Annotated in this window: 19 protein-coding genes and 3 tRNA genes; 13 read left to right on the forward strand and 9 right to left on the reverse strand. The window is 65.8% G+C overall.

Features of this window, described 5'->3' with window-relative positions:
• Positions 1-14 precede the first annotated feature (14 nt).
• From ACZLZQ_RS13875 to greA, 6 genes are all read left to right on the forward strand, one after another.
• Positions 15-470, forward strand: a complete 456-nt coding sequence (locus tag ACZLZQ_RS13875; protein WP_472935065.1) for a hypothetical protein — start codon at positions 15-17, stop codon at positions 468-470.
• 188 nt (positions 471-658) lie between these two features.
• A complete protein-coding gene (locus ACZLZQ_RS13880; protein ID WP_472949845.1) occupies positions 659-1,879 on the forward strand; it encodes an LL-diaminopimelate aminotransferase in 1,221 nt (406 codons plus the stop codon).
• A gap of 114 nt (positions 1,880-1,993) precedes the next feature.
• Entirely contained in the window at positions 1,994-3,298 is a 1,305-nt protein-coding gene (locus ACZLZQ_RS13885) for a homoserine dehydrogenase (RefSeq protein WP_472949846.1), read from the forward strand.
• 139 nt (positions 3,299-3,437) lie between these two features.
• Positions 3,438-4,427, forward strand: a complete 990-nt coding sequence (glpX, locus tag ACZLZQ_RS13890) for a class II fructose-bisphosphatase (protein ID WP_472935068.1) — start codon at positions 3,438-3,440, stop codon at positions 4,425-4,427.
• A gap of 79 nt (positions 4,428-4,506) precedes the next feature.
• Entirely contained in the window at positions 4,507-6,294 is a 1,788-nt protein-coding gene (gene recJ / locus ACZLZQ_RS13895) for a single-stranded-DNA-specific exonuclease RecJ (protein WP_472949847.1), read from the forward strand.
• 70 nt (positions 6,295-6,364) lie between these two features.
• Positions 6,365-6,835: a transcription elongation factor GreA gene (greA, locus tag ACZLZQ_RS13900; protein WP_472949848.1), complete on the forward strand. Its 471-nt coding sequence runs from the start codon at positions 6,365-6,367 to the stop codon at positions 6,833-6,835.
• 86 nt (positions 6,836-6,921) lie between these two features.
• On the opposite strand, the gene ACZLZQ_RS13905 is transcribed toward greA, so the two are convergent.
• The 4 genes from ACZLZQ_RS13905 to ACZLZQ_RS13920 all read right to left on the reverse strand — a co-directional run bounded on the left by ACZLZQ_RS13905 (position 6,922) and on the right by ACZLZQ_RS13920 (position 10,063).
• Positions 6,922-7,305, reverse strand: coding sequence for an SH3 domain-containing protein (locus ACZLZQ_RS13905; RefSeq protein WP_472949849.1), 384 nt, complete (start codon positions 7,303-7,305; stop codon positions 6,922-6,924).
• A gap of 745 nt (positions 7,306-8,050) precedes the next feature.
• A tRNA-Glu gene (locus tag ACZLZQ_RS13910) sits at positions 8,051-8,125 on the reverse strand.
• Between the two features lie 197 nt (positions 8,126-8,322).
• Positions 8,323-9,408, reverse strand: coding sequence for a YcbK family protein (locus ACZLZQ_RS13915; RefSeq protein ID WP_472949850.1), 1,086 nt, complete (start codon positions 9,406-9,408; stop codon positions 8,323-8,325).
• Between the two features lie 214 nt (positions 9,409-9,622).
• Positions 9,623-10,063, reverse strand: a complete 441-nt coding sequence (locus tag ACZLZQ_RS13920; RefSeq protein ID WP_472935073.1) for a VOC family protein — start codon at positions 10,061-10,063, stop codon at positions 9,623-9,625.
• A gap of 178 nt (positions 10,064-10,241) precedes the next feature.
• Between ACZLZQ_RS13920 and ACZLZQ_RS13925 the strand changes: the two genes are divergently transcribed.
• The 3 genes from ACZLZQ_RS13925 to ACZLZQ_RS13935 all read left to right on the forward strand — a co-directional run bounded on the left by ACZLZQ_RS13925 (position 10,242) and on the right by ACZLZQ_RS13935 (position 12,055).
• A complete protein-coding gene (locus ACZLZQ_RS13925; protein WP_472949851.1) occupies positions 10,242-10,787 on the forward strand; it encodes a hypothetical protein in 546 nt (181 codons plus the stop codon).
• A gap of 198 nt (positions 10,788-10,985) precedes the next feature.
• Entirely contained in the window at positions 10,986-11,558 is a 573-nt protein-coding gene (locus ACZLZQ_RS13930) for a cold-shock protein (protein ID WP_472949852.1), read from the forward strand.
• Complete coding sequence (locus ACZLZQ_RS13935; RefSeq protein WP_472949853.1) at positions 11,558-12,055, forward strand: DUF192 domain-containing protein; 498 nt, start codon at positions 11,558-11,560, stop codon at positions 12,053-12,055. The genes ACZLZQ_RS13930 and ACZLZQ_RS13935 overlap by 1 nt, the downstream gene beginning before the upstream one ends.
• A gap of 77 nt (positions 12,056-12,132) precedes the next feature.
• Here the strand turns inward: ACZLZQ_RS13935 and ACZLZQ_RS13940 are convergent, their stop codons facing one another.
• Entirely contained in the window at positions 12,133-12,636 is a 504-nt protein-coding gene (locus ACZLZQ_RS13940; protein WP_472949854.1) for a hypothetical protein, read from the reverse strand.
• 326 nt (positions 12,637-12,962) lie between these two features.
• Here ACZLZQ_RS13940 and ACZLZQ_RS13945 point away from each other — a divergent pair, with 326 nt between their 5' ends.
• The gene (locus ACZLZQ_RS13945) at positions 12,963-13,262 is read left to right on the forward strand and encodes a hypothetical protein (protein ID WP_472949855.1); all 300 of its coding nucleotides are present in this window, start codon (positions 12,963-12,965) and stop codon (positions 13,260-13,262) included.
• A gap of 28 nt (positions 13,263-13,290) precedes the next feature.
• On the opposite strand, the gene ACZLZQ_RS13950 is transcribed toward ACZLZQ_RS13945, so the two are convergent.
• Entirely contained in the window at positions 13,291-13,560 is a 270-nt protein-coding gene (locus ACZLZQ_RS13950; RefSeq protein ID WP_472949856.1) for a hypothetical protein, read from the reverse strand.
• Between the two features lie 217 nt (positions 13,561-13,777).
• Here ACZLZQ_RS13950 and ACZLZQ_RS13955 point away from each other — a divergent pair.
• The 3 genes from ACZLZQ_RS13955 to ACZLZQ_RS13965 all read left to right on the forward strand — a co-directional run bounded on the left by ACZLZQ_RS13955 (position 13,778) and on the right by ACZLZQ_RS13965 (position 14,364).
• Positions 13,778-13,854 (forward strand) — tRNA-Pro (locus ACZLZQ_RS13955).
• 44 nt (positions 13,855-13,898) lie between these two features.
• Positions 13,899-14,204, forward strand: a complete 306-nt coding sequence (locus ACZLZQ_RS13960; RefSeq protein WP_472937469.1) for an ETC complex I subunit — start codon at positions 13,899-13,901, stop codon at positions 14,202-14,204.
• Positions 14,205-14,288: 84 nt separating this feature from the next.
• Positions 14,289-14,364 (forward strand) — tRNA-Arg (locus tag ACZLZQ_RS13965).
• 235 nt (positions 14,365-14,599) lie between these two features.
• Here the strand turns inward: ACZLZQ_RS13965 and ACZLZQ_RS13970 are convergent.
• From ACZLZQ_RS13970 to ACZLZQ_RS13980, 3 genes are all read right to left on the reverse strand, one after another.
• On the reverse strand, positions 14,600-14,869 hold the full coding sequence (locus ACZLZQ_RS13970) for a hypothetical protein (protein ID WP_472949857.1): 270 nt from the start codon (positions 14,867-14,869) through the stop codon (positions 14,600-14,602).
• Between the two features lie 27 nt (positions 14,870-14,896).
• The gene (locus tag ACZLZQ_RS13975) at positions 14,897-15,397 is read right to left on the reverse strand and encodes a DapH/DapD/GlmU-related protein (protein WP_472949859.1); all 501 of its coding nucleotides are present in this window, start codon (positions 15,395-15,397) and stop codon (positions 14,897-14,899) included.
• 89 nt (positions 15,398-15,486) lie between these two features.
• Positions 15,487-17,685: a beta strand repeat-containing protein gene (locus ACZLZQ_RS13980; protein WP_472949860.1), complete on the reverse strand. Its 2,199-nt coding sequence runs from the start codon at positions 17,683-17,685 to the stop codon at positions 15,487-15,489.
• Between the last annotated feature and the right edge of the window lie 131 nt (positions 17,686-17,816).

The following is a 17,816-nucleotide window of genomic DNA, read 5'->3' on the forward strand; positions in this document are numbered from 1 at the left end:
GGGGGATCATAGCGATGAAGGGTATCTGGACGATGACACACCCGCGCGACCTGCGCCTCGTGGCGGTTCTCGCCCTGATTCCGCTGATGGCTGGCTGCGGCTCGCTGGTGCCGGCGGAAGGTCCGTCGAAGCTCGCCCAGCGACCGAGGATCGACAGCGGGCCTTCGGCGCAGCGGCAGGATGCCGACGGCTATCCGGTGCTCGGGGCTTTTCCGAAATCGGCGTCCGCGCAGTTGACGGAGCCGGAGGTGATCGCCGAGCGCGGTTCGCTGAAGGCAACCGGCACCCGGCAGAACGTCGGCGTCGGCACGGCGGCCTCCGACTACCGGCGCAGCCTGGCCGAGGCGGCGGCGGTGCGGGCGCAGGCGCGCCGGCAGGTCGATGCCGCCGTGGCGAAGGGCGCCGGTGGCTCGGCCGCCGAGGCGGATGCCGATGGCGCGGACGTGCTTCGGCAGATCGAAGGCAATTAAAGCATAGACGATTGCCGGACTGACCCGATCGAGGAAAGATGCTCTAGTTTCAAAACGATGGAGCGTCCCTTGCGAGTCTTTCGGACGCAAGGCGCTCGAGGCACCCATGCGGACCGTTCAGGCCGGGATATGAGACAAGACGCGACAGCGGGAGAAGGCCGGGCGGGATCCTGGTCGGGGGACGAGAGATGACCGAGGAATTCCATAAGGTTCGCAGACTGCCACCCTACGTGTTCGAGGAGGTCAACCGGCTGAAGGCCGGCGCGCGCGCCCGCGGCGCCGACATCGTCGACCTCGGCATGGGCAATCCCGACTTGCCGACGCCGTCCTTCGTCATCGACAAGCTGTGCGAGGCCGTGCGCGACCCGCGCACCCACCGCTACTCCGCCTCCAAGGGCATTGCCGGCCTACGCCGCGCCCAGGCGGCGTATTATCTCCGTCGTTTCGGCGTGAAGCTCAACCCGGACACCGAGGTTGTCGCGACGCTCGGCTCGAAGGAGGGGTTCGCCAACATGGCGCAGGCGATCACCGCGCCGGGCGACGTGGTGCTCTGCCCGAACCCGACCTATCCGATCCACGCCTTCGGCTTCCTGATGGCCGGCGGCACGATCCGCTCGATTCCCGCCAAGCCCGATGACGATTTCCTCGCGGCGTTCGACCGCGCCGTGCGCCATTCCATTCCGAAGCCGCTGGCGATCATCCTGAACTACCCGTCCAATCCGACCGCGTATGAAGCCGATCTCGACTTCTACGCCGCGGTGGTCGCCTTCGCCCGCAAGCACGAGATCATCGTCCTTTCCGATCTCGCCTATGCCGAGATCTACTTCGATGGCGCCCCGCCGCCGTCGATCCTGCAGGTGCCAGGCGCGATCGATGTCGCGGTCGAGTTCACCTCGATGTCGAAGACCTTTTCCATGCCGGGCTGGCGGGTCGGCTTCGCCGTCGGCAATTCCAGGCTGATCGCGGCACTCGCCCGGGTGAAGTCCTATCTCGACTACGGCGCCTTCACGCCGATCCAGGTGGCGGCGACGGCCGCGCTCAACGCCGACGACAGCGCCGTGCGCGAGGTGCGCTCGATCTACAAGCACCGCCGCGACGTGCTGGTGGATGCCTTCGGCCGGTCCGGCTTCAAGGTGCCGCCGCCGTCCTCGACGATGTTCGCCTGGGCGCCGATCCCGGACCCTTACAAGCATCTCGGCTCGCTGGAGTTCTCCAAGCTGCTGATCGAGAAGGCGGACGTCGCGGTCGCGCCGGGCATCGGCTTCGGCGAGCATGGCGATGATTTCGTCCGCATCGCCCTCGTCGAGAACGAGCACCGGATCCGCCAGGCGGCGCGAAACATCAAGCGCTTCCTTGCGCCCTCGGCGGAAGCGGGGCAGAACGTCGTCTCGCTCAGCAAGACAGCCTAGCATCCCGGCGCGCCGTCTTCGCGCAACCGCGCGGGGTCGACGGCGCCACCCACCAACGTTTCCGGCGGTGCCCTTGACGGGCGCCGGCCCGAACACATCGAGACAAGAGGTAGTATGGCTCGCCCGATGAGACTCGGCCTTGCCGGTCTTGGCACCGTCGGCGCGTCGCTGGCGCGGCTGATCGACGACAAGCGCGACATCTTCACCAAGCGCACTGGCCGCACAATCGAGGTCGCGGCCGTCTCGGCGCGGGACCGGCAGAAGGACCGCGGCATCGACGTGTCGGGCTTTGCCTGGTTCGACGATCCGGTCGAGCTTGCCGCCAAGGCGGACATCGACGTCTTCGTCGAGCTCGTCGGCGGCTCGGACGGCGCGGCGCTGGACTCGGTCAAGGCGGCGCTGAACCGCGGCCTGCCGGTGGTTACCGCCAACAAGGCGCTGCTCGCCCATCACGGCGTGTCGCTCGCCAAGCTCGCGCAGCGCAAGAACACCACGATCCTGTTCGAGGCGGCGGTCGCCGGCGGCATCCCGATCATCAAGACGCTGCGCGAGGCCCTGCGCGGCAACACGGTGAGCCGCGTCTACGGCATCCTCAACGGCACCTGCAACTACATGCTGACGCGCATGGAGAAGGAGGGCATCGCCTTCGAGGACTGCCTCGCCGACGCACAGCGCCTGGGATACGCGGAAGCCGACCCGACCTTCGACATCGGCGGCTTCGACGCCGCGCACAAGCTGACCATCCTTACCTCGCTCGCCTTCGGCTGCGAGATCGATCTGGAATCGGTGTTCATCGAGGGCATTTCGTCGGTGACCAACGACGATATCGAGGCTGCGGCCGAACTCGGCTTCCGGATAAAGCTGCTGGCCGTCGCCCAGCGCACCGAGAGCGGCATCGAGCAGCGCGTGCACCCGACGATGATCCCGGCGCATTCGGCGCTGGCGCAGGTCGACGGCGTGACCAATGCGGTCGCGGTCGATACCGACCTCCTCGGCTCGATCCTTCTCGCCGGGCCCGGCGCCGGCGGCAAGGCGACGGCGTCCGCCGTGCTCTCCGACATCCTGGACCTCGCCACCGGCGTCTCGATCCCGACGCTCGGGCTCGCGCCTTCCGAACTGCAGCCCTATAAGCGCGCGCGGATGCGGGCGCACGAGGGCGGCTACTACATCCGCCTCACCGTGCTCGACCGCGTCGGCGCCTTCGCCTCGATCGCCCGGCGCATGGCCGAGAACGCGATCTCGCTGGACTCCATCGTCCAGCGCCGCCGTGCCGGCGAGGACGAGGGCGATACCGCGCCGGTGGTGCTGATCACCCACGAGACGACGGAGGCGGCGGTCCGTAAGGCGCTCGACGCGGTCTCGCGCGACGGACATCTGGCGGGCGAGCCAAGGATGATCCGGATCGAGACGCTGGACTGAGCCTAACGGCCGCCGCGGGTCGCCAGGCCACCGGCGGCCCAGACCGCTGGCGGCATCGACCAATGCACAGCTGTCGAACGCGACATTGCGCTTTCACGGTCGCAGTGCATATGACCTTCCGGACGACGGAGACAGGGCGATGAACGAGACGACCACCGTGGCGGAACCGCTGGACCGCGTCCTGTCGATCGAGATCGCTCGGGTGACCGAGCGGGCAGCCGTCGCCGCGGCAACTCTTCGGGGGCGCGGCGACGAGAAGGCTGCCGACCAAGCCGCCGTCGACGCCATGCGCTCGGAGCTGAACTGCCTCGACATCGACGGTCGCATCGTCATCGGCGAGGGCGAGCGGGACGAGGCGCCGATGCTGTTCATCGGCGAGGAGGTCGGCACACGGAGGGGGCCGAAGGTCGACATCGCCCTCGATCCGCTCGAGGGCACCACGGTTTGCGCCAAGAACCTGCCGAACTCGCTCTCAGTCATCGCGGTGGCGGCGCGCGGCAGCCTCTTGAATGCCCCCGACGTTTACATGGAAAAGATCGCCATCGGCCCCGGCTATCCCGAGGGCACGGTGCAACTCGGCCTGCCGGCGGCGGTGAACCTGGCGGCTCTGGCGAAGGCCAAGGGCGTGCCGGTCGGCGAGATTACCGCCTGCATCCTCGACCGGCCCCGGCATGCCCAGCTGATCGAGGAGATCCGCGCGGCCGGTGCGGCGATCCGGCTGATCGGCGACGGCGATGTCGCGGGCGTCATCCACACGACCGATCCCGACGAGACCGGCATCGACATCTACATGGGCGTCGGCGGCGCGCCGGAAGGCGTGCTGGCGGCCGCAGCGCTCCTCTGCATCGGCGGTCAGATCCAGGGCCGGCTGCACCTCAACACCAACGAGAAGCGGGCGCGGGCCGAGCAGATGGGGATCAGCGACCCCTATCGCATCTACACCCTCGGCGACATGGCGTCGGGCGACGTGATCTTCTCGGCGACCGGCGTCACTGACGGCAATCTGCTGGACGGCGTGCGCTTCTACCAGGACCGGGTCGAGACCCACACGCTGGTGATGCGCTCGATGTCGCGCACGGTGCGCGAGGTCCGCGCCCGGCACTATAACCGCGCCAAGCTCGGGCTCTGACGCACAAAGGCGCCGCGCCTGCGATCCGAGCGGCGCGTCGCAAAGTGGCGCGGCATCGGCTGAAAGCAGTTGAACAGGCATGACCGGACGTACCTTCCTTGCCGTCGAGGCCTCGCTGAGCGGCCGTCGCTGGCTGCACGCGCTGGATAATCGCGCCGAGGCGGTGGCGCTCCGGATGTCGCAGGATCACGGGCTGCCGGACATCGTCGCACGGGTGCTGGCGTCGCGCGGCGTCGCGGCGGAACTGGCGCCCGGCTTCCTCGCGCCGACGCTGCGTGACCTGATGCCGGATCCTTCGACGCTGACCGACATGGACGCGGCCGCCAGCCGCATCGCCGATGCGATCGACCGCAGCGAACAGGTGGCGATCTTCGGCGACTACGATGTCGACGGCGCCTGCTCGTCGGCGCTGATGTGGCGCTATCTCGCGCATTTCGGCCTCTCGCCGGAAATCCGCATTCCCGACCGCATCACCGAGGGCTATGGCCCCAACGGCCAAGCGATCCAGGAACTGATCGACGGCGGGGCAAGACTCATCGTCACCGTCGACTGCGGCACCACCAGCCACGACGCATTCGACGTCGCCGCCAGGGCGCGCTGCGACGTCTTGGTGCTCGACCACCACCAGACCGGCGCGAGCCTTCCCAGCGCCGTCGCTATCGTCAACCCGAATCGGCAGGACGATCTCTCGGGGCAAGGGCATCTGGCGGCCGTCGGCGTCGTCTTCCTGACGCTGGTGGCGGTGTCGCGCGAGCTGCGGCGGCGTGGCCGCCGGCAGAGCGACCTGCCGGACGTCCTCGCCATGCTGGATCTGGCGGCTCTGGCGACGGTCTGCGACGTCGTCCCGCTCGTCGGCTTCAACCGGGCACTGGTGGTCAAGGGCCTTGCCGTGATGCGCCAGCAGCGCAATACCGGCCTGCGCATGCTGGCGCAGGTGGCCCGCATTTCCGGGCCGATCGACGCCTATCATCTCGGCTTCATCCTCGGACCGCGGATCAACGCCGGTGGGCGGATCGGCGAGGCCCATCTTGGCGCTCGGCTGCTGACGGTCGACGACGAGAACGACGCCCGGGCGCTGGCCGACCAGCTGCACATCCTCAACGAGGAGCGGCAGGCAATGGAGCGTGCGATGCTGCTCGAGGCCGAGACCGAGATTGCTGCCGAGATCGGCGGAGGTGACGGACCGCCGGTGCTGGTGACCGCGCGGCCGAGCTGGCATCCGGGCATCGTCGGCCTCATCGCCGCCCGGCTCAAGGAGCGCTACCGCCGCCCGGCCTTTGCCATCGCCTTCAACGCCGACGGAAAGGGCACCGGCTCCGGCCGCTCGATTCCCGGCTTCGACCTCGGCCGGCTGGTGCGCGGGGCGCTGGAGGCCGGCATCATCGTGAAGGGCGGCGGCCACGCCATGGCGGCCGGCATCACCATCGAGCGCGACCGGCTCGGCGACTTCCGCGGCTATGTCGAGGAGAAGGCGGCCGCGACGGTCGGCGATCTCCGCAAGGTCGACGCGCTGAAGCTCGATGGCGCCGTCAGCGCCATGGGGCTGACGCGTGAACTGTTCGAGCGGCTGGAAAGCGCCGGGCCCTATGGCTCCGGGCATGCCCAGCCGATCCTGGCGCTGGCGCGGCACCGGATCGAATCCTCCGGCATCGTCGGCAACGGGCATGTCCGCGCGACGCTGAAATCGGCCGATGGTGCCGGCATTTCGGCGATCGCCTTTCGGGCCGAGGAGACCGAGATCGGCCGGCGGCTGCTCGAGCGACGCGACCGTCCCGTTCATGTCGCGGGCACCGTGACGCTCGACCGCTACCGTGGCCGGGAAACCGTGGGTTTTCGCATCGTCGACGTGGCGGAGGCTTTCGACTGAGCGGCGGGCAGTTGGATTTATCGGGGACAGGCCCCATCTAGGATTCAGGCATCCAGCCGAAGGAAAAGACATGAGCGTGGCATTCGTCCGGGAACCCAATGAACTCCAGTCGGTGGAAAGCTTGCCGGACCGGGAGCTCGGCACCGACCCGAACTTCGTCACGCAGCGTGGCCTTGGACTGATCGATAAGGAGCTCGAGGCGCTGCGCGCGGCCTTGGCTGAAGCACAGAAGATCGACGACAAGAATCTGATCGCGACGGTCAACCGGGATCTGCGCTACTGGAACGCCCGCCGCGCCTCGGCCGAAGTGATCGAGACGCCGGCGGATGCGGACGAGGTCCATTTCGGCAGCCGCGTGACGATCGAGCGCGATGATGGCCGGCGTCAGGAATATCGAATTGTCGGCCAGGATGAGGCGGACCCGACCAAGGGACTGCTCTCTTACGTCGCCCCGCTGGCGAAGAGCCTCGCCGGCAAGCATGTCGGCGATGTCGTGACGGCAGGCCCCGGCGAGGCCGAGATCGTTGCCATTGAGGGGTAATACGGAAACCGATTTCGCGCTGCGCGCCGCTCAAGAGCGCCGTATCGATGGTTACAAAGGCCGGGCCCAGCCCGGCCTTTGGCGTGTCAGCGGTTGCGGATCGCGAGGGGCGGGACCGGCACTGTGAGCGTTACGGGAACAGAGACGGCGCGCGGCACGACGGCCGCCATGGTCTGTAGCGTCGGTGTCGTCAGCGCGGCTGACTCGCCGGCCAGGAAGGTCCCGTCGACCCATCCCTCGCCATCGTCGGCCCTGACATAGCGCCACTGGCCCGCGGCTCTCAAGACCTCAACCTGCATGCCTGCGACGACCGAGCCGACATGCTTGCCGCTGTCGTCGGGCGCGTCACGGATGATCAGGAGCCGCGTCGCATGGCGCAAGCCTCCCGCTGGCGCCGCCGAGGGCGCCATGGCGACCGGCGCCGCCGGACCGGCGGCAGAGGGCGTCTCAGTCGGCGGTAGGACTCGCATCGGCCGACGGGGCTCTTCTCCGTCGCCCTCGCGCGGCATTCGCAGGGGTGACAGACGCGGCGCGGGCGATGGCGAAATCGCCGCCACACGGGTGGGCACGGCGGCGGGTGGGCGGGGTGACCGCGGGGCGGGGGATTGCGGAGAGTCGTCCCGCATCGCTGGCCGCCTGGGTGGCTGCGCATCGCGTGTGGAACGGGTGTCGGGATCACGTTGCGTGATCTGGCGATGTTCGGTGTCCCGGGCCGGAGAAGCGCGGGTGGATGCTTTGGGTGCCCAGGCCTCGGTGGCTTCCCGCTTGATGCCGGCGACATAGGTAGTCGCGGCGGGCATGAGCTTGTCGATATACCCCATTGCCCGTCCGTCGGAGGCGACCCAACCGACGGCGACAACGGCCGCTGCGGCCCAGCCGAGCTTTCCGAGAGAGCCACCGGATTTGGCGGCTGTCCGCCGCCGCCCCGGTTTTTTGGTGGTCTTCTTGCGCGCCAAGGCTGTCATCCCAATCCTGTCGACGATGGCTGATCGTCGGGGATTAGAATTAAGATTTAATCATTCCGCTGGACGGCAGCGGGGGCAACGGCTGCGGCATTCTGGGGAAAACCACGGCAAGGTCGGCAAACAGGATGCGACCCAACGTGCGAGCGTCTCCCGGCATGGAGACGGCGCAGCAAAACGTAAAAGATCAAAGTAGTTCGTAAGCGAATGGCTGCGGTCTGGGAACCTGTCCATGACCGCGAAGGCAGGTCAATGGTACGCCCAAGGGGAGTCGAACCCCTCTCTCCACCGTGAAAGGGTGGCGTCCTAACCGATAGACGATGGGCGCAGCGCGAGGCGGTGTATAGAAAACTTCGGGGGGGTCCGCAAGGGCTTCCTGTGCTGATCTGTCAGGAAACTGACACAGCAGTAAATAAGGCAGCGGTATCAGTCTGTTGCGAAGATTGCCTCGGTCGAAATTTGTTGGCGCGGCAAGGTTTGCCGTCCGAATCGCGTGGCGTCCTGGCTGTGCTGGCCCGTAGCGGATCAGGCCCGGCGGCGGCGGCAGGCCCAGTTCCAGTCGCGCTCGCGACCGATATCGACGTGGATCGCCGTGGTATGGCAGTAGGTGCCAACGCCGCCGCGACCGGGCAGGCTGCGCAGGAAGGCGGCGACTTCGAGATTGTTGGCGCCGGGAACCTGGATGTCCGCCGCCTTGCAGGCCATGTGCATCGACTTCTGAGCACCGTTGACGCGCTTATTATAGCTCGGGCTGCGGTAGCCGGAGGTGACGACAGCCTTGGTATGATAGCGCGCCTCGACGGCGCGGATCATCGAGACGAGCTTGGGTTCGAAGCAGCTGGTCTGGACATCCGGACGCTGCACCAGAAGGCCGTTCGGCGCCATGCGGGCCATGCCCGACAGCGAGGCGACCTGGTAGGTGCCTTCGTCGCCATTGGCCTCTTCGAGGATCTCCGCATCATAGTCCGCCGAGGCGCGCTGTCCGATCTCGAACAGCGAGGCGCGGCTCTTCACGCCGGGGAGGGAAGCCATTTGTGTCGGTCCGCCGTCGGCCGGCTGCGGCGCGCCCTCGGGCTTCAGGATCACGCGGCGGCTTTTGCCGACATCGGCATTGCGAATGGGGGTCTTGGCTTCCGACTTCGCGAAGAGGGTAGCGAAAAGCGAGCTGTCGGCCTGCTTGGGGGCCTCGGCAGCGGTAATGGCCGTCTCGCTGGACTGGCCGACCGTCGCGCCGGCATAGGCGGCAATGGCAGTGCGCCCGGAGGCAAGCGGGAAGGGCTCTCGCGTCGTTGGCGTCGTGGAAGCGGTTTCTGTCGCTGGCTCGGCCGTGACGCGGGCGGTCTTGTCGGCGGCAGGCTCGCCAGTTTCTGCAGGGCCTGCCGAGGGGGTCGCACTGGCAGTCTGGCTGACCTCCTGGCCTTCCGCTGCGGGCTTAGCATCGGCCGAGGCGACGGGTGCAGTGTTGGTCGCGGCGCCGCTGGTAAATCCGAAAGCTGGATCGTCGACGGCCGAGACGCAGGCGGTCAGAAGCGGTGCGGTGGCTATCACGGCCACCAGAATGCTGTGGCGACGAAGCCGTGTAGCCCAGGATTCCAGGAGCGTATTTGTCAAACCGGATCCACCCTCTCAGGGGAGGATCGGCACAGTGCCGACGGACCCCTCATGATTGAAACCGTCCCCCGAACAGAAGAACGGCTTGAAGTGACGAACGAACACTCCCCAAGGTCCCCACCTTGCGTCGCCGTGTTATTTTGCGACTGGGAGATGTTCGTTAATCCAATTTTTGCACTATGGCTAGATTACGGCGCGAGAATGGCCGTTGAGCTTACCACTTGCCGGTATTCTGCATCGACGCCCAAGGCTCTGCCTTCGGCTTGGCAGGGCCCTTCTGCAACAGTTCGATCGACACGTTATCGGGCGAGCGGACGAACGCCATGTTGCCGTCGCGCGGCGGGCGGTTGATGGTGATGCCGGCATCCATCAGCGATTGGCAGGTCGCGTAGATATCGTCGACCTCGTAGGCGAGATGCCCGAAGTTGCGACCCTCTCCATAGGCTTCTGGATCCCAGTTGTAGGTCAACTCGAGCAGCGGGGCCTGCTCCGCGCGGCCAGAAGCCTCATCCTCGGAGGCCGCGAGGAAGATCAGCGTGAAGCGGCCGGCCTCGCTCTCGGTCCGGCGGACTTCCACCATCCCCATCTTGTTGCAGTAGAAGTCGAGCGACTTTTCGATGTCGCTGACGCGGACCATGGTGTGCAGATAGCGCATGAAACTCTCCTTGTGTGCGAGCACGATGTTCTAGTGCGGCACGGGGAAAGGCCAACCGCAAACGCGGTGTTGTCACCGCGCATGCTGGCATTCGTTCCTTGCGCTGAGATGGACGGGAACCTGCCTCGAAATAGCCGAGTTGACGTAATGGGCACCGGATCAAAAAAGGATCCTTGGGATGACACGCGTTTCTATTCTGCTCTCTTCAGTCGCGCTTTCCTTCGCTTTCGCCGGGGTAGCCTCGGCCGATTGCGCCGCCGATATCGCCGCCTTGCGCGCCAACGACCTCAGCGCCACCGGCTCGACCAGTGCCGCCGACGGCAAAACCACCAATTTTGAGGCACCGGCCGGCGCGGCCACGGCGCCGAAGACGGGGCCGATCGTCCAGGACGGCACCACGGCCCCTCTCGAACCAGCGGGCGCAGCCGCCAAGACTACCGAGGGCGCGGCCATGGCGGCGCCTGCCGGCGGCGGGACCACCACAACGCCGGGCCAGAGCGCGACGCCGGGCAAGGTTGTGCAGGATGGCACTACGGCGCCCTTGGCCCCCGAGGCCGGCGGCACCGATCCGCAAGTGGCGACGTCCGCACAGGACTCTTCGGCGCAGCAGGCAGGTGCGGCCACGGCGGCAACCACCGGAAAGGCGCTCGACGCGGCACAGAAGGCGGCCGATGCGGGAGATGAGGCGGCCTGCCAAAAGGCGCTCGAGACGATCAAGGGCTAAGCTCCTTGCCGACGGGAGGCGGGCTCTACGCCCGCCTCCGCCCCGACTGCCAATGGTCACTCTGTCGGAAAGATAGCCGGCACACAGGTCTTGAAATTTATCACGGAGGCCCGAGTTTCGGCTTTATTCAAGTGGTCCCGTTAGTGCTATCGTCGGTGACGTCGATGATTCGTCGGGCGTGAGAGGCGGACCCCCCGCATGCCGGAAAACACCCTTGGCCGATTGCTGGACGAAACGCACCTGTCCGATGGACCGGCGGAACTGGACGTCGCTTCCGGTCATATCAAATGGTTCGATGCCTCCAAAGGCTTTGGCTTTGTCGTCCCTGATGAAGAAGGGGACGACATCCTTCTCCATGTCAGCTGCCTACGTCGCGGGGGATTTGCCACGGCGCTCGAAGGGGCCCGCATCGTGTGCGAGGTCCATCGCGGCCAGCGGGGTCTGCAGGTGTTGCGTATCCTGTCGCTCGATGCGTCGACGGCAGTCCATCCCTCGCAGCAGCCCCAGCGCACCCTCAATCCCGTGGAGGCGACGAGTGATCTCGAGCCGGCGATCGTTAAGTGGTTCAACCGCAGCAAGGGCTACGGATTTCTGTCGCGGGGCGAGGGGACGGCCGATATCTTCGTGCACATGGAAACGCTCAGGATATTCGGCATGACGGAACTTCGTCCGGGCCAGGCAGTCCTCGTCCGTTTCGGAGAGGGCTCCAAGGGTTTGATGGCCGCCGAAGTGCATCCGAGCGGTGGCCCTGACCTGCCGGCGTCGCACTGATGCGGACCGTTGTTCCGGGCCGGCGTTTGTCGCCCCGCTGGCTGGTGCTGGCGGTCTGTGCGCTCGCGCTCGTGGCGCTCGTCTTCTTTACCCTCCTGTCCTCCGGAGCGTCCTCGACTGGACGGCTGCAGACAGCCAGCGGACCGCATGAGATCGTCGTCGAACTGGCGTCAACCGAGAAGGAGCGCGAGATCGGGCTTATGAATCGAGACAGCATGCCGGCCGACCAGGGCATGCTGTTCGATTTCAAGGAGACGCGGCTCGTCACCATGTGGATGAAGAACACCTATATCCCACTCGACATGGTGTTCATGGACGAAGCCGGCCGCGTTACGCACGTCGCCGCCAACGCCCAGCCTCTCTCGCTCGACATTATCTCGTCGCGTGAGCCTGCCCGGTACGTGCTGGAGCTCAATGGCGGCGCCGCAGCCCGTTACGGCTTGAAGGCCGGCGACCGTTTGGAGCATCCCGTCATTTCGAAAGCCCCTAGGTCCTGAGGTTGGTCCGAGAGCAATGACGCCAGCGGATGCTGGCAGCAATTACAATACGGAAGCGTCATCGTCGCGTGCTGGAGTTAGAACTCGATCTTGCGTGGGACATAGCCGCCGCGCCGCAGAATCGCGGCGATGGCGATCTGCTCGTGTATCGGCTTGCTGAGGATCGGCAGGACGCGGCTTTCCCAGATGCCGCGCTGCGCTGCATCCAGGCACGACTGCCCCCGCTCTGCCACCAGTAGCGCAACCGCGTATTCCGGCGATGACGGGTCGAGCAGCGCCGCATCGATCACCTCGTGGATCAACGCGCTCAGTTCCTGGTCTACCCCTCGGCCCATCCGATGTCTCCGCCTCATCTGCAGCGCGGAGGTAGGCGAAGCGGGCGGCGCTTCAAAGACCGACAAAAACATAATTTTTTCGGGTTGACCTTGGCCCGTCATCCCGTCAAGCGCGGCGCTCGCAACAGCGTCACCAACCGGCGACCCGACCCGACCGAGATCTGCCCGTTTCTTCCCGGCGTCTTCTACAGCCGCCGTCACATCGATTGCGGCACCTTGGAAGGCGCCTGCCGCGATGTCTCTCATTTCCGTCTCCCGGCCCATGCGAACGGGATAAGCGGAACGGCGCGCGTTGGTTGCGCAGCCGACGGCAGATCACACGGCTGTCATTGCGCGCGGGGACAGTGACGATGTCCCCTTTCGGCAGGATAGCCCAGAGTTCTGCTCCCTCGTCGCCTTCGGCATTGGCGAGCGACGCGAATAGTCTGGACCTGCGTTTCCGGCTACGCAACGTGGGTGCCCGGAATGCCCCGTCCGACGCTGCTTGTCGCTTGCATTCGGCCCAGCATCCACCGACACTCCAGGCTTGCGACAGCCCGCCTGGTCACCTTCGCGCGGCAAAGGAGTTGCGCATGCTGATGTTCCGCCTGGCACTGCTGTCCAGCCTCATCGCCACGGGCGCGCAAGCGGCCGAGTCGGCGCATCTCCTGTCGGCCCGGCGGACGGTGGCGCAAGGAATGGAGGCGGGGCTGCGCTTTGTCGGTTTGACCGATGCCGGCCTCCGGCACCCGATCTTCACGGATCGGAGCCTCAGTTGCGCCGACCTATTCCGGCGCGACGTGATCGAGATCTGGTCGGAGACCACGCAATCACGCTGGTTCCTCCTGGCCCCGCGGCGGCTCGGCAAGGCACGCGATCCCGCAGGGGTATGACGCCAGTGCTCTTCAGGAAGGCTGCCGTTCAGGCGGCGCGCCGTTGCGGCACCAGCGGCAGCGACGCCAGCTGATGCAGCTCGTGCACGCCAAGGCTTGGCAGACTGGCCTCGAGATGGCGCCGGACCTCGCGCTGGATGAAGAGCGCGATCGCCTCTGGGGAAAGTTTCAGGCGCGTCTGGCCGTCGCGGCTGCGGCGCCGGCTCAAGCCAGCGACCCCGCAATGGTCGCGCATCGCCATCGGCGAGAGGCCGAGCAACTCGCCGGCTTCGGCATAGGTCATCCAGATCTGCGGCATCACGGTGCTCCTGCTGTTCCCCGCGCACCATCGCAGCCAGCCTTCACCCTTCGATTGCCTTGATCGTTAAACTTCGATGCAATGGTCGTCTTTTCGTCAGCGGCCATGACGTTTTGTATGCTGCGGGCGAATTTCGAGCCTGCAGGCCGGCAATCGTCCCCCCGAACCAACTTCGCGCTTGCGCGGCCAGTCCAATCTCTCTAGGGCTTGCGGTCAACGGAGCGTAGCGCAGCCTGGTAGCGCATCTGGTTTGGGACCAGAGGGTCGCAGGTTCGAATCCTGCCGCTCCGACCATCTCACAGGACGCCGCGTTCCGGCGGCGCGACGGAGCCGAAATCATGGTTGCGCGCATCTATCGCCCCACCCGTACCGCCATGCAGTCCGGCAAGGCGCTGACGAGGGACTGGGTCCTGGTGTACGAGCCGGAAATCGCCAAGCGCGTCGAGCCGCTGATGGGCTACACCTCCTCGAGCGACATGAACGCCCAGATCAAGCTGTCCTTCGAGACGCGCGAGATGGCGGTCGACTATGCCGAGCGCAACGCCATTCCCTACCGCGTGGAAGAGCCCGAGGAAGCCAAGCGGCGGAAGATCTCCTACGCCGAGAACTTTAACTGGAACCGCCAGCAGCCCTGGACGCATTGAGGACGCCTTGATCGCCGAGCCCTGTCCGTCCGCGCCTTGCGCGCGGTCCGCTGACCGGGGGGCGATCCAAGCGTCACACGCCTCGGCCCCGTAGCTCAGAGGATAGAGCACCGGCCTTCTAAGCCGATGGTCGCTGGTTCGAATCCAGCCGGGGTCACCACTTCATCATCCCCCTCTATGCCGGCGACCGCGCCTGGCGACGCGCCGGCGCCTTCCGCTGGCAAGCCCGCTTCCACGTACACCGCCTGACGCCCTCTGCCCGTCTGCACGGGGACGCCCTTGGGTGCGCCATGCCGCGGGCTCGCATTTCCCCATCGCCAACAGCTGCCGCCTTGCCGTTTTCGGCCGAGGCGTCCAGACGTCCCGCCTTGCTCCAGCGGCGCACGGCGCGGCGGTCAGACCGCGCGGCGGGGCTCGGCGGGGGCCGGGGGCGGGCTGATCCGGTCGAAGGCGAACTGGTGGCCGTTCTGGCGGGTGGTGCGGTGAAGCGTGTCGGGGAGGACGTCGATCTCGCCGGCCGCGGCCTTCGCGGCGATCTGGCGGAGGGCGATGGCGGGCCTTCGCCAGTCGATCGGCGCGCCCCGCATCCGCGCGAGGTCGTAGCGCCACCAAAGCGCGCGCTGCAGGGCGGCGATGGTCGGTGCGTCGAACCGCCCGCGGATCACCTTGGCCGGAACCCCGCCGACGATGCTTTAGGGCGCGACGTCCTTCGTCACGACGCTGCCATAGCCGACGATCGCCCCGTCGCCAATGGTCACGCCGCCCATCACCGCGACACGTGAGCCGATCCAGACGTCGTTGCAGATGGTGACGGGCGAGAGCTCGTCGTGCCGCTCCGAGGGCGGGAAGGCGGCGCCGACGTTGAAGACGTCCTTGTAGGCGAGGGGGCTCGTCGTCAGCCAGTCGGCCGGATGCTGCGTCGGGCCGATCTCGCACTGCGCCCCGATCGAGCCATAGCGCCCGACATGGACAAGGTTAAGCGTCGACTGGGGGGAGACGTAGCTGTAGGCGCCGAGGTGGCAGTCGAGGAGCCTGGCATTCGGGAACAGCCGGATGATCGGCTCGAACTGCAGCTGTCCGGTGATAAGCGGGTCGGAATCGGTGATCAGGCCACGCTGCAGAAACCAGTCGTGGATTTGTATGCGGGTGAGGGGGTTATGTGCAGGCCTTGATGAAATGCGCGTGGCCGTCACAGTAGCGCGCTGTTTTGATGGGTGGTCGTTACCAAAAGCAAAAAAAAGGGCGGCCTCAAAGGCCGCCCTTTTCGACTTGTTGCGAAAGTTTAGACGATGTCGCCAGCCGCGAAACCGGCGGCAGAGTTGACGCCAGTCAAGACGACAACCTGATCGAATGTGCCGTTACCGTCCGTGTCGTTGAACAGGTAGCCATCCGTTGCGGTGAACTGGAAGGACGCGGACTCAGCACCGCCGTTGCCTGCAACAAGCGTCGCGAGCTGAGTGTTCGCAGCGGTGACAGCCGCTGCAAAGTCCGTAACAGCAACAGTGTTTTCACCGTAGTTGGCGGCACCCGCGGCCTCAGAGCCGACGAAGCCAAGACCAACCTTGTCGGTACCCGAAACGAAGTCCGAGATTGTGTCGGCCGTCGCAACCGTGTTCCCCGAGTCGGTGTCGCCAATCACGAAAGTGTCGTTGCCCGTCCCGCCATTGAGAACGTCAACTCCGGCACTGCCTGCGATCAAGTCGTTGCCAACGCCACCGTAGATGGTGTCGTCGCCATCGCCACCAACGATCGTGTCGTCGCCGCCGTTGCCATAGATGACATCGTTGCCGGTACCACCGACGAGCGCATCAGCGCCGTCCATAGCGTCGGTCTCACCGTTGCCGCCATAGATCGTGACATCGCCATCGAAGTTCGCAGCGTTGACCGTGTCGTTGCCAGAATTGCCGTAAAGGATCGCCGTCGAAACGGTATCCGCTCCGGTGAGGTTGATCGTGTCGTTGTCCTCGCCACCGAAGACGGTCAGCGAAGCGCCGCCATCGATCGAAGCATTGACGACATCGTTGCCGGCGTTCGAGTAGATCGAGTGAACGCCGCCGGAGACGTCGAGGGTGACGTTGGTCACGAGGTCCGTGATGTCGGTCTCGCCATTGCCGCCGTAGATCGTGGTGTTGCCACCGGTTCCCGATACAACGATGTCGTTGTTGCCCGAGCCGCCCTGGATCAGGTTGTCACCGAGCGCATCGCCGACGACGGTGTTGACCGTGATCGAGTCGTTGCCCACGCCGCCGTAGATGCTGTTGTCACCCGAGCCGAACACGGAGATCGTGTCGTCACCGCCGTTGCCGAAGATCAGGTTGTTGCCATTACCAGTTACGGTGAGGGTGTCTGCCAGATCGTTCGTCGCGGCAAAAGCCGAACCGCCGTAGATCGTGTTGTTGCCATTGCCCGTGATCGAAATGGTGTCGATGTCATCGACGCCGCCAACAACCAGATTGTCGCCGCCCGATGGAGTTGCGGCGACACCAAGCGTAATGATGTCGTCGCCGAGGCCGCCGTAGACGCTGTTCGAGCCAGAACCGTTAATAATGACAGTGTCGATGCCAGCATTGCCGTAGACAAGGTTGTCGCCAGTGCCGGTGATGGTGATGTCATCGTCGCCATCGACGGTCGAGGTGACGCCGGTGCCGCCGTAGACGGTGTTGTTGCCGTTGCCGACAATGGTGATGCTGTCCGCGTCGTTAGAGCCGCCGACGACCAGGTTGTCACCGTTCGCAGGTGCTGCAGTGGCACCGAGAGTGATCGTGTCGTCGCCAAGGCCGCCGTAAACGGTGCTGGAGGCGTTGGCATAGATGTTGATGGTGTCGCCACCGGCGTTGCCGTAGGCGAGCACGCCGCCAGCAACCGCTGCCGTCGTGGTGCCGGCAGAAATGGTGTCTGCGCCGTCAACCGTGTCGTTCAGCGAGCCGCCGCCAAAAACGGTAGCAACCTGACCGGCGGTCGAGGCAACTGTAATTTCGTCTTCGCCAATGCCACCATAGACGAGGTCCGCACCAACGCCGGAGGTGATCGTGTCGTCGCCGGCATTGCCGTAGATCGTGTCATTGCCGTTGGAAGTCGTGATCGAGTCGCCACCGTCGATCGTATCCGTCAGAGCGCTGCCGCCGAACACGAGGTTGTCGCCGCCGTTACCGACGATGGTATCGGCACCGCCGAGACCCATCAGCACGTCACCGAAAGCACTGCCAGTAACGGTGTTGGTACCTGCGTCAGCAGTAGCCGCAGCAAGGCCGTCACCGAAAGTGACCGAACCGCCGCCCTGAAGGACGAAGTTCGTGGTTGCGAGGGCGCTAAGGGTGACGCCCGTGATCGTGAAGAAAGTCGAACCGGTCGCGATGACGACGTCGGCGCCCTGCTGGGTGATGTTGGTGATCGAAGCAGGCGAAATGTTCAGCGTGTATACGTCATCGGCGGCATAGGCCGTCGTTACGCTCTCAGCGCCCGAATAGGTGGTGCTAGCCATGTGTCGTCTCTCCTCGAGTCGTTTTTTAAGGACGGGTGCCGGCGTGCACGCCGCGCACCGCCCGTCTCAGATCTCTGCAACCCATTGGGGTCCAATGGTGACGCATGGGAAGGTATGCACGGCACTTGTTA

The sequence above is a fragment of the Mesocryomonas lacus genome (genome assembly GCF_055730105.2).

Excerpts from the sequence above, each read along its gene's own strand:
- recJ (WP_472949847.1), top strand. The coding sequence starts at position 4,507 with ATGACCGGACGTACCTTCCTTGCCGTCGAGGCCTCGCTGAGCGGCCGT.
- ACZLZQ_RS13945 (WP_472949855.1), top strand. The coding sequence starts at position 12,963 with ATGCTGATGTTCCGCCTGGCACTGCTGTCCAGCCTCATCGCCACGGGC.
- glpX (WP_472935068.1), top strand. The coding sequence starts at position 3,438 with ATGAACGAGACGACCACCGTGGCGGAACCGCTGGACCGCGTCCTGTCG.
- ACZLZQ_RS13980 (WP_472949860.1), bottom strand. The coding sequence starts at position 17,685 with ATGGCTAGCACCACCTATTCGGGCGCTGAGAGCGTAACGACGGCCTAT.
- ACZLZQ_RS13960 (WP_472937469.1), top strand. The coding sequence starts at position 13,899 with ATGGTTGCGCGCATCTATCGCCCCACCCGTACCGCCATGCAGTCCGGC.
- ACZLZQ_RS13925 (WP_472949851.1), top strand. The coding sequence starts at position 10,242 with ATGACACGCGTTTCTATTCTGCTCTCTTCAGTCGCGCTTTCCTTCGCT.
- ACZLZQ_RS13935 (WP_472949853.1), top strand. The coding sequence starts at position 11,558 with ATGCGGACCGTTGTTCCGGGCCGGCGTTTGTCGCCCCGCTGGCTGGTG.
- ACZLZQ_RS13930 (WP_472949852.1), top strand. The coding sequence starts at position 10,986 with ATGCCGGAAAACACCCTTGGCCGATTGCTGGACGAAACGCACCTGTCC.
- greA (WP_472949848.1), top strand. The coding sequence starts at position 6,365 with ATGAGCGTGGCATTCGTCCGGGAACCCAATGAACTCCAGTCGGTGGAA.
- ACZLZQ_RS13940 (WP_472949854.1), bottom strand. The coding sequence starts at position 12,636 with ATGAGAGACATCGCGGCAGGCGCCTTCCAAGGTGCCGCAATCGATGTG.
- ACZLZQ_RS13920 (WP_472935073.1), bottom strand. The coding sequence starts at position 10,063 with ATGCGCTATCTGCACACCATGGTCCGCGTCAGCGACATCGAAAAGTCG.
- ACZLZQ_RS13905 (WP_472949849.1), bottom strand. The coding sequence starts at position 7,305 with ATGCGAGTCCTACCGCCGACTGAGACGCCCTCTGCCGCCGGTCCGGCG.
- ACZLZQ_RS13950 (WP_472949856.1), bottom strand. The coding sequence starts at position 13,560 with ATGCCGCAGATCTGGATGACCTATGCCGAAGCCGGCGAGTTGCTCGGC.
- ACZLZQ_RS13875 (WP_472935065.1), top strand. The coding sequence starts at position 15 with ATGAAGGGTATCTGGACGATGACACACCCGCGCGACCTGCGCCTCGTG.
- ACZLZQ_RS13880 (WP_472949845.1), top strand. The coding sequence starts at position 659 with ATGACCGAGGAATTCCATAAGGTTCGCAGACTGCCACCCTACGTGTTC.
- ACZLZQ_RS13885 (WP_472949846.1), top strand. The coding sequence starts at position 1,994 with ATGGCTCGCCCGATGAGACTCGGCCTTGCCGGTCTTGGCACCGTCGGC.